This window comes from Secundilactobacillus hailunensis, from assembly GCF_005405185.1.
Classification (GTDB): Bacteria; Bacillota; Bacilli; order Lactobacillales; family Lactobacillaceae; genus Secundilactobacillus; species Secundilactobacillus hailunensis.
Map to the genome: position 1 here is coordinate 1 of NZ_BJDO01000062.1, position 9,979 is coordinate 9,979.

Here is a 9,979-nt window from a genome sequence, read left to right on the forward strand (position 1 = left end):
CGCTTAAAGACGCATTAAAAGGTAAAGCACCATTAGCAACAATCCGCTTGTAAAACATGTTAATGGCCGTGGTTGGATTTAAGCCCAATTCGCTTAAAACTGCTTCGGTATCATCGGCCAAATCTTTATCAATCTTGACTTGGACCCGTTTCTTTTCCTTAACTGCCATGATTGTCTCATCTCCTTTCTTTTACTACTACCATTATACTACCTTTTGAGTACCTTATCAATAGATAAAGCCCTGGCCTCAAATCACTTGAGCTTGGCGTTGATCTAAAGGCTGAACTTTTGAGCTGGTTAGCCTGGTTAGCTCTGGCACTCATTTAAAAGCCCCTATTCTTCTGTTTAAGCCATTTAAATCTAACTTAAGTATAAAGAGGTTAGCAAGTCTTAAAACTGCTTAGAAAGGATTTTGTAGCCTTTTAGGACTAGTAGTACAACCCACTGTTATCGTTGTCGGCCAACTTTTCTTCTTCGGGGTGTTTGGCCGCATATTCTCTAGCCGCTTGTTGATTCCACCAAACGCCAAATAGGTTTTGCATGGTGCCGTATAAGTAGTTCTCCACGTTCTTGATATGCTTCTCATTGCTTCTTAGGGCGTTAAAGTAGCGTCTTAAGGCTTTAGTCATCAAAGGTTTTAGTTCTTCGTCGTCAAGAGGGATTATGACGCCAATATCTTGATGATCCTTTTCAACTCGGTATTTAGCATTTAAGATAATGCCAATGAAGCGCCGCATTTGTTGCGGGGTACGGCACCAAAAACTAAGTAGTTGCACAGCTTCTGGTTCTAAGAAAACCGGTAAGCCACTGTCTTCATCAGTTAAGAAATCATTAGCATGGTTCACCAAATCCTGGTTTTGCTTTTGAATTTCTGCTGGTGAGAAATTGGCTGTGGAAAAGTCCAACTTTTGAGTATCTATATTGTATCTGTTTTTGTCTCTTTCTTTAGGTTCTCTATATAGATTAAGTCCATTTTTTGAACTTCCGCTCGTAGCAAGGGTTTGAGAGCTGTTGTCAACGAACTTATGCGGAAGTTCATTTTTTGAACTTCCGCTCGTAGCAAGGGTTTCAACGGTCTCCCGCGGAAGTTCATTTTTTGAACTTCCGCTCGTAGCAAGGGTTTGAGAGCTTTTTTGACCAAATTCGCCGCGTAAATAGACATCGGTTGCTTTCACATCGAGCTTGGACAGATATAAGCGATTCGGTTCATTTTTCTTAGTTTTCGGGTTAAAGCCCATTTGTTTCTGAACGAGTAATCCGATTGATTCCAGCTCTGCTTTTATTTTGATGACTTTTCCCTTTGAACAATTGAACAAGTCCATTAGTTCTTGATTGGTAAAGATAAAGTAGACGTGTCCTTCACTATCAACCCAGTTATTGCGCAAAGAATACTCTAATCGGTCTTTTAGTACCATATAGGCTAATTTAGCGTCATTGCTTAAATGCTTGTATTGCTCGCCATACATTAATACCTTAGGAAACTGGAAAAATAAGGCTCCATATACGTTATCTGCTTCATAGTAATTAAAATTTGTTGATTTTGTCATAATAAAAACTCCCTTTCTTGACTGACACACGCTGTCTCAAAAGAGAGTTGCTAAAACATTCGACTTGCATTACAATACAAATCTGATATGCTTTAACTGAATTACAAAGCCTCACGGCTAAATGAATGCTTTGTAATTTACCAGCATGTGTCTGTTTGTGAGTTGCCCAGTCGGCAACTTTTTTAAGTTCTAACAACAAAAAATGGACTAAATAGCTCTGGTTAGCTACTTAGTCCATTGACTTTAATTTGTTTTTAACTATCCTTAACTTGTCCTTGGGGACTGGTTTGCGGTATAATTAACCTACAAATTAAGAACAATGTTCAGTCGATTTTAACTTGGCGGTGAAAATCGACTGAATCTAAGTAGCTGCCTTATAGCTACTTGCTAAACCCAAAATCCCTGATTCCTCGTGAATCGGGGATTTTTTTGTTTAGCTTGATCTCTATATTCGGTTGTTAAATTAATCTCAGTTTAGCATAGCGCTTACTAAGCGGCAACTTTATTTGGTTTTATATACTTTGCCAGCTTTTGGTTGAAACCAGTAAGCGATAGAAGATACCAGTAAATATTCGAAAAGTAAAAATGCTTCGGGTTGTTTAAGCAAATTTCCATCAAAAACACTGAAAATCATGAGCATAAGCAACCCACAAAAATACGTGATAAACAGGGACATTATTTGAAAAATTCTTACGACAATACGACGGTTACCACTGATTCTTTCAAATAATAGCTGTAACCAATACTGCATTGGAAATAACCACTGTCGAATAAAAAAGCGGTCATCTACCAGGTGCTTTTTTGCAATTCCAATGGCTGGGATTATCTAAAAGACAATAAGGCCGGCAAACAAAAATATAACACTTATTGAAATTCCCATAACAACTCCCCCCCCTTAAAGTGACATCACATATTTTTTATAAGCTCATTTAAAAATTTGGAGGCAGACTTAAAATTATGTTCTTTGGCCAGACCGTCAAGTCTTTTGCGTGCGCTAGGTTGAAGTGAAAAGGTATAGTTCTTAGTACGTTCCTCTTCATCTTTAAAAACAGGAATAACAAGTTTATCTTTAGTATCAGTTGGCTGTTCTGTTTCATTTTTTTGTAGTGCCTTTTTTATGTTTTTGTTCTCTGGATCGAATGCCATAGGTAGTCCTCCTTTATAATTAACATGTACACTTATTGAGTATACATGTGATTGATACGTGTACGAAATATTTATAATTTTTCCGTGATTTCATTAAATGTTTTGTCCATACTGTCGAAAAATTCATGTTGATCAATATATGTTTTGTGGTCTTCAGCCATTTTTGAAAGAGATTTTTTATCCAACGTTGAACGATTGAATAGCTCCTTTTCTGGAACTGTAGCCAATACACTGGGATCGCCTTTTAAGGCTTTTAATAACTCGCGAGATGATCTTGTGTTGTGTTTAATCATGTTGGCGATAAAAAATAATTTGGTCGTGACATAAGATTTTCTAGTAGAGTAATCAATGGCTTCTTTGCGTAACTCGTTAATTCTTTCTTCTAGGTTAAATTTTGCATTATACCCATGTTCACTGGGCGTGATTGGACTAAGAATAGCATTACTGATGATGACTGCATTTTTGGTAGCAGTAGAAAAATCTGGGTGGCAATCTAAAATAATATACTCAAATTTTCCTAAATTTAAACGTTCATAATTATCTGACAACCACATATAGAGGAACATGTTTTTGTTAGTCTTATTTTCAATGGTACGCTCAATATCGTCAAGGTGCATGTCTCCGGCAATTAGACTAATATAAGCACTTATTTCATGTATTTTGACTTTCCCTCGATCTAAGAAAATGTTGCCAACGGTGTCTTGATTGTCGTAAATGTTGTAAGTCTGGGTTAAATTACTTTGGTGGTCTAAGTCAATAAATAAAACATGCTTGCCATTTTTTGCTAACCATTCACCATAATTAAAAGCTAGGGTAGTTTTACCAACGCCGCCTTTTATAGCTGAAAATGTAATAATTTCCATTAGTGTCCCTCCTCATACATGCTAAGTAAGCTTAATAAATATCGCTACATGCATAATAACGCATAACACGTATGTTTGCAAATGATACATATACATTATATTCATGAATTATTAGTATACACTAGCTAAGTGCCCCATCTCTTGATATTAAGTTTTTTACGATATCGAATAAAGGTTGTCCGCTTGATCCCGGTATTCCGAGCAACATCTACATCACTCATGCCCGCCTGATAAAGCTTAAAAGCATGTTGCAAGCGGGGATCGTCTTGGGTGTATTGGGGTTTGCGCCCATGATATTTACCCTGCTGCTTAGCTAAGGCAATCCCTTGCTGCTGGCGCTCAATGATCCGCTTACGTTCACTTTCAGCTTGGTATTTATAAAGTTCAATAATGAGGTTGGTCATGAGTTGACGTAAATTGGGGTCAGCAATCCCTGTCATGGACGGTAAATTCAACACATCAAGGGTGGCACCCTTATTTTGAATGGAGTTCATGATCTTAGTCAAATCATGGTTGTTTCTGCCTAAGCGATCTAATTCAGTGACCATTACAATATCACCCTCACGAATATAGGCCAGCATTTTTTGCAGTTCTGGCCGATTAGTGTTAGCCCCACTTAATTTATCCGTAAATAATTTATCAACGTCTTTTAAAGCCGCTAACTGTCGATCTAAATGTTGCTCCTTGGAACTCACACGCGCATAACCAATTTTAGCCATTTCCAGTTCTCCTTTTGGACAGTTCTAATGAACACTTGTAATTCCTAGTATAGCACAGAAATAAAAAAGACCAATAGGGTATGCCCTAATGGCCTTTAAACATTTTTTATTAAAAATTATTTTTTATATAACTAGCCACATTTTCTTTGTCTGGAAATAAAGTAGCCTGGTTTATTTCCAATGATTGATTTAATTCGTTTAAAATTTGTTGCTTTTTTTCACCAGGAATTACTAATCTAATTGGCTCATTGTGTCCATTGTACAGAGATACTTTGTTATCAATATCATCATGAATATTTTCCAAGCTACATGATGTACCATCATAAGGTTCAAAAAGGAAAAAACCACTTTGAGCTCGTAAGCGTTCATTATTAATTGAAGGTTCGACGAAAAATGGGTGAAGTAAAGTTCTAAAGTTGATTAGATCAGCAAAATAACCAGTATCTCTTTTAATATCATGATACAGGCATTGCATTTCATAAGACTGATTTATTTCTTTATAGAAATCATTTAGTGAGTCATATACTTTTTGGTTTTCCTCAGAAAGTTGTTCATAATAGCCCTCTGGGAACTGCTTGACCAGATCCATGTACCAACTTTGGTATAAATGATTTTCATCTTCTTTCAACAAATCATCAATATTTTTGTTGAAAGAAGATATTTTTCTATAAATACTTTTCTTTTTTTCTTCGTCCATCAATGCTAATGTTGATAAGACTTCCACGGTGTCACTGCGACTACTATAGTATGTGAAATCATCAATATTTTGTGTCTTGTTAGAAAAAAACATGGTAACTATCCCGTCTGTTTCATGTCCTTCAGAATCAAGATGAGATTGACAGGCAAAATAAAGAGCGACAAGAGCATTGGTCGTTACATCTAATAACCTAGTTGGCAAGCCAAAATGTTGCATATAAGACAGGCGAGAAAAATTGTTTTCTAAATTGTTAAAATCGTTTGCGTACCTACGCATGTACTCATTAGTAAATGAATATTCATGGGTATATCCGGAGAGCTCTTTTTGTCTAAAGATGCTAGCAACGTTATTACTACTTTTGAAGTCATTTGACTGTCCTCTATAGAAAAATCGTGGTAGCAAACCTCTTCCATCAACTGTTACATTAGCTTTTATAGACTTTAGGGATTCTGCTTTTTTGCTTAAAAAACTATTTACAGATTGAATATTCAAAATAGAACCTCCTATAGATATAAGCAAGCACTCTGATAAAATGAATCAATTACCGTATTTTTATGCTCAATGTTCTTACTAAGATGACTTACGTTAATACACTAATCCAGGTTAGAATGAAGTACACTACTGATTTAAAAATATGTTTCTAAAAGAATTATATCTCTGTATAATGAATCAAGTAGAGAAGTTAAGGCGGTGGCTATTTCCGATCGGAGGCGGTGCTTATGGTGTTAAACCTTTAAAGCCCATAAATCCTAACGAAAGGAGTAGCCTAAGTGTCCGTTTCGGACGCTTTACAATTAATGCTAGCTTTCGGTACATTTATCGTGGCCTTGATTGCATTAATTGTTGAGCTGATCAAAAGTCAGCAAAAAAAATAATCCGTCTTAGCTTTTGGCAGGGCTAACGGATTATTTAATCTATTATTAAACTTTGCCACCGTCTTAAACGGCTCTACATGGGAAGCCCTGTTCTAGCGGGGCTTCCTTTTTCTGTTTACATTATAGCATGGCTATAACGGACTTGCGACTATTTTAAGTGTAGTTTCTCAAAGGCTAGAGAAACTATTGTTCGTTCTTGAAAATATGTAGGAGCAACGGCCTAAGAACCATATATAGTGGTATAATATGTAATAAAAACTATATGTAGTGTTTGGAAGGTGCAATTCTTGGTTCAAGAGAAACACAACAAACTATTGAGCGCAATAATTTCGATTGGTCTTTTAAGCTTTTTAGGAATAGTGGTTGAAACAGCGTTAAACATAACCTTCCCACAATTAACAACGTATTTTTCTATACCTATCAGTCAAGTTCAATGGTTGACTACTGGATATATGCTAGTCTCAACTAGTTTGATTCCATTGGGTTCATTCTTTTTAAGACGGTTTCGTGTGGTAACTTTATTTAGAGTTTCGTGCTTAAGCTTTTTAGTCGGTACGTTGATTGCAAGCTTTTCCAACAGCTTTAATTTAGTTTTGCTAGGCCGCTTATGTCAAGGCATTGCTGATGGAATCGCGTTACCGTTGATGTTTGCTGTCATACTAGATCAAGTGCCAAAGAAAAAAGTTGGCACTTTTATGGGGCTAGGTAGCTTAGTTATTGCCTTTGCACCAGCAGTGGGTCCCATATATGGTGGCATAATTCAGGACACATTCAATTGGCATTTTCTATTTATAATTTTAATACCAATTATTATGGTTACCTGGCTGCTTGGTGAGCTTAGCATTGAACAAAGTTCACCGGTTCATTACGTTCCCTTTGATGTCCGTGGGGGCATTTTCTTGGCCATTTTTTTGACAACGACGTTGATGTTTATTGTTAACTTGACTGCTAACAGTAGCTCTTTTAAATTGTATTTATTTTTACTAGGAACAGCTTTTTTTAGTGGCTTACTTTTCCTTCTTAATGAGAAGCATAAGAGCCATAAATTGTTGGAATTAAGTCTCTTTAAAAACAAACGCTTTTTGCAGTTGTTAAGTGCTTTTTTTCTATTGCAATTCAGTTCTTTGAGTATGTCATACTTAATCCCTAATGTGCTACAAATACTTTTTGCCCAGTCACCTGGTTTGGTAGGTTTTCTAATTGCTCCTGCCGCTGTGATTGATGCAGTGCTATCGGTGGTTGCTGGTATTATTTACGATAAAACTGCACCCCGCTTACCCATTATAAGTGGCTGTATAATCATTGGACTGACCTTTTTGGGCGCCAACCTATTTACACCAAGTATTGGCGGGCTGGTTTTAATATATATGCTTTTTATGGTGGGATTGAGCTTTAGCTACAGTAACATCATGACCTATAGTTTGTCTCAATTACCTGCTGGGTTAGTAAATGATGGTAATTCGATTTATATGACGGTTCAAGCTTATTCAGGAGCAGTTGGAATTGCAATATCGTCCTCTATTGTTTCTTTATTGCAGAAACAACAAGGGAGTGTAATTTCAGGGACAAAATGGGGGTTAGCAATCAATTTCTTGATTTTGTTTTTTGTTGCCGTATTCACAATTTCTCTATGCTTGATAGCTTTACGAAATAAAGTAATTAAAGGAGATAAAGAGTAATGAGTTTAGATGATATAAAATCATTTTCTAAAGAAAATATGGCCTTTGATCCAACTGGGCATGATTTTCTTCATGCCCAAAGAGTGGCTAAGTTAGCTCAGAAAATATATACAGAAGATTTTAAAAAAGATGAAACTGATATTGGTCTGTATGTTGTGAAAGCAGCTAGCTATTTGCATGACACCATAGACGAAAAAGTCACTGCAGATAAAAAGAATAGACTGAGAGAAGTACGAATTATACTTAGCCATGAGAATATTGCAACTCCGGCTAGAGAAGACATTTTAGATATTATCCAACATATGTCATATTCTGACAACATTGAACACCATTACCAGCTTTCTAACGAAGGTAAATGTGTTCAGGACGCTGATAGACTTGATGCACTAGGTGCAATCGGCATAGCACGTGCATTTGCTTACGGCGGGCACGCTGGACAGGAAATATACGATCCCAAAATATCAGTGAAGGAAATCAAAACACACGATGATTATCGCCATCACAAAAGTACAACCATCAATCACTTTTATGAAAAGCTACTGAAATTAGCAAGTTCAATGAATACCAGAACGGGAAAGCAAGAAGCCAGTCGTCGAACAAAGTATATGCGTGATTTCTTATCTGAATTCCAAATGGAAACAGGTGTAAAAGATGAGACATAATGAGTATCTATTAGATAGATAAATCGTATTTCGAAAAAGTCGCTGCGCTTTTTAATAAAGGGCAGTCTGATCCCCAAAAAATCCTTGTCGTAGAGCACGCCGTGATTAACAGTTTGGATTTTATAGACTATTTATGTGAACACTACGAAGTGTACTTTATACCCAAGCCCAAAAGTATTGATCGTAAAGTCCTTAAACATTTATCAAAGACTTGTACAATATTAGATGTTTCTAGGAAAGAATTAGCAGGCGTTGATACACCTAACTTGATAAAGGAAATTGTCGGACAGGACACGTTTGCAATTATTGATATTGGTGGGTATTTTGTACCAAGATTAAGTGACATTCAGAAACAGTTTAAAGGTCAATTGGTTAAAATAATCGAGGATACGGAAAATGGCTACCAAAAGTATGAAGATAAGCTGTCCAATAATTCAATATCAGTCCCAATACTATCAGTGGCAAGAAGTTCTTTAAAAATTGAGGAAGATTTTTTGGTTGGACATGAGATTGTAGTCAAATCCGAAATCTTTTTAGCAGATTATGGAACGACGCTTTTAGGCAAGAAAGTACTAGTTATTGGCTATGGTAAAGTTGGCTCCAGTATAGCGGGTAATTTAAGAAAACGTGGTGCAATAGTCATAGTTGCTGATAAAAGGGCAATACGATTAGCTAACGCATTAGCCCATGGGTACCAAATAACTAATGATATATATACTGAGCTAATTGACGTTGATATTGTGTATATAGCTAATGGAGAGAAGTCTATTGATACTCTTCAACTAAAAAAATTGGATTTGAAACATACTTTATATAGCTTTTCTGTAACTTCAGCGGACGATACTTTTAAAAATAGTCAAATGATCAACAAATTACCCCACTATGGACACAATGGTGGGTATAAAATTTTAAAAACTAAAAGCAATAGGACTGTTATTCTAGCAAATTCAGGGAACGCAATTAATTTCACATACTCTATATCAACATTAGCTTCCTACGTCCAATTAACACAGGCTGAAATGGCAGTTATACTACAAAAAGACATTTCAGGTGAAGAAAATCAGGGAATTGTTGAATTAAATGAAAACGACAGAGAAAAAATTGCTAAAGAATGGTTGGCAGAGATATTTGAAGTTGTTAAAAGTTGAATTAAATAAAAAAGCTTAAAGAATTATACAAATAAGCTCTGGTTGCTACCGACAAAGAGATTTTAAGCTGTTTTTAGTTGCTGCTAAACTTTGATCGTAGTATTAAACAAAAATACCTTATTAAGCGCAACTTTCACTGAAACAGTTGATAACAATATTAAGATGAAATTTGGTTTCCTCGTCAAAGTTTCTGTATAATAGATTAAGCAGGAAGTTTTCTACGTAAAGTCAAGTATATTAGGACTCTAAAGTTTTAATTTATGACATATTTGGCATTATTGCTTTAATTGAGGCGTTTTTTTTCTAAATTAGGAGCATCACAAAAGGCTTCAAAGAAATTACTTCTTTGAAGTTAACTTAGGCTATAATGAACCTGATCAATTAATTGCGACAAAAGTCTTTTTGATTATTGTTGGCTACGTTGTAATCATACATTTGATCAGTGATAATCAAAATATAGACCGTTCTAAGCAGTTTATGGATTGAAGCAATGGCAATTTTCTTGAACCCCTTCGTTTGAGAAAATTGCTTTTTTCGTTCATAGTAATCTGCTATATGACATGGACTAGTCTTAGCCGCTAGATCGATTTGTCCAATTGCACGATAAAGAATCTTCCGCGCAACGGCATTGCCGTGCTTAGAG

The 9,979-nt window shown here is 35.9% G+C and carries 9 protein-coding genes and 2 pseudogenes; 4 read left to right on the forward strand and 7 right to left on the reverse strand.

Features of this window, described 5'->3' with window-relative positions; genetic code table 11:
• The 6 genes from FFM73_RS11380 to FFM73_RS11410 all read right to left on the reverse strand — a co-directional run.
• A partial coding sequence (locus FFM73_RS11380) for a type II toxin-antitoxin system RelB/DinJ family antitoxin (protein ID WP_137631812.1) occupies nt 1-169 on the reverse strand: 169 nt, incomplete at its 3' end.
• 259 nt (nt 170-428) lie between these two features.
• Complete coding sequence (locus FFM73_RS11385; RefSeq protein WP_137631813.1) at nt 429-1,547, reverse strand: replication initiator protein A; 1,119 nt, start codon at nt 1,545-1,547, stop codon at nt 429-431.
• Between the two features lie 906 nt (nt 1,548-2,453).
• Nucleotides 2,454-2,693, reverse strand: a complete 240-nt coding sequence (locus FFM73_RS11395; protein ID WP_010011603.1) for a hypothetical protein — start codon at nt 2,691-2,693, stop codon at nt 2,454-2,456.
• 71 nt (nt 2,694-2,764) lie between these two features.
• Nucleotides 2,765-3,556, reverse strand: coding sequence for a ParA family protein (locus FFM73_RS11400; protein WP_016527412.1), 792 nt, complete (start codon nt 3,554-3,556; stop codon nt 2,765-2,767).
• A gap of 125 nt (nt 3,557-3,681) precedes the next feature.
• Nucleotides 3,682-4,275, reverse strand: a complete 594-nt coding sequence (locus FFM73_RS11405; RefSeq protein WP_137631814.1) for a recombinase family protein — start codon at nt 4,273-4,275, stop codon at nt 3,682-3,684.
• Between the two features lie 109 nt (nt 4,276-4,384).
• Nucleotides 4,385-5,464, reverse strand: coding sequence for an FRG domain-containing protein (locus FFM73_RS11410; protein ID WP_014940866.1), 1,080 nt, complete (start codon nt 5,462-5,464; stop codon nt 4,385-4,387).
• A 305-nt stretch (nt 5,465-5,769) separates the two neighbouring features.
• Here FFM73_RS11410 and FFM73_RS11415 point away from each other — a divergent pair, with 305 nt between their 5' ends.
• The 4 genes and pseudogenes from FFM73_RS11415 to FFM73_RS11430 all read left to right on the forward strand — a co-directional run bounded on the left by FFM73_RS11415 (nt 5,770) and on the right by FFM73_RS11430 (nt 9,336).
• Nucleotides 5,770-5,847, forward strand: coding sequence for a putative holin-like toxin (locus FFM73_RS11415; protein ID WP_076661461.1), 78 nt, complete (start codon nt 5,770-5,772; stop codon nt 5,845-5,847).
• A 287-nt stretch (nt 5,848-6,134) separates the two neighbouring features.
• Nucleotides 6,135-7,526 (forward strand): MFS transporter, encoded by a 1,392-nt coding sequence (locus FFM73_RS11420; protein ID WP_041142890.1) that lies wholly within the window; start codon nt 6,135-6,137, stop codon nt 7,524-7,526.
• Nucleotides 7,526-8,188: an HD domain-containing protein gene (locus FFM73_RS11425; RefSeq protein WP_014940864.1), complete on the forward strand. Its 663-nt coding sequence runs from the start codon at nt 7,526-7,528 to the stop codon at nt 8,186-8,188. Before FFM73_RS11420 ends, FFM73_RS11425 begins: the two co-directional genes overlap by 1 nt.
• A pseudogene (locus tag FFM73_RS11430) lies at nt 8,178-9,336 on the forward strand (S-adenosyl-L-homocysteine hydrolase). The gene FFM73_RS11425 and the pseudogene FFM73_RS11430 overlap by 11 nt, the downstream one beginning before the upstream one ends.
• 381 nt (nt 9,337-9,717) lie before the next feature.
• Here FFM73_RS11430 and FFM73_RS11435 read toward each other — a convergent pair.
• Nucleotides 9,718-9,979: pseudogene (locus FFM73_RS11435) on the reverse strand (IS110 family RNA-guided transposase); the annotation flags it as partial.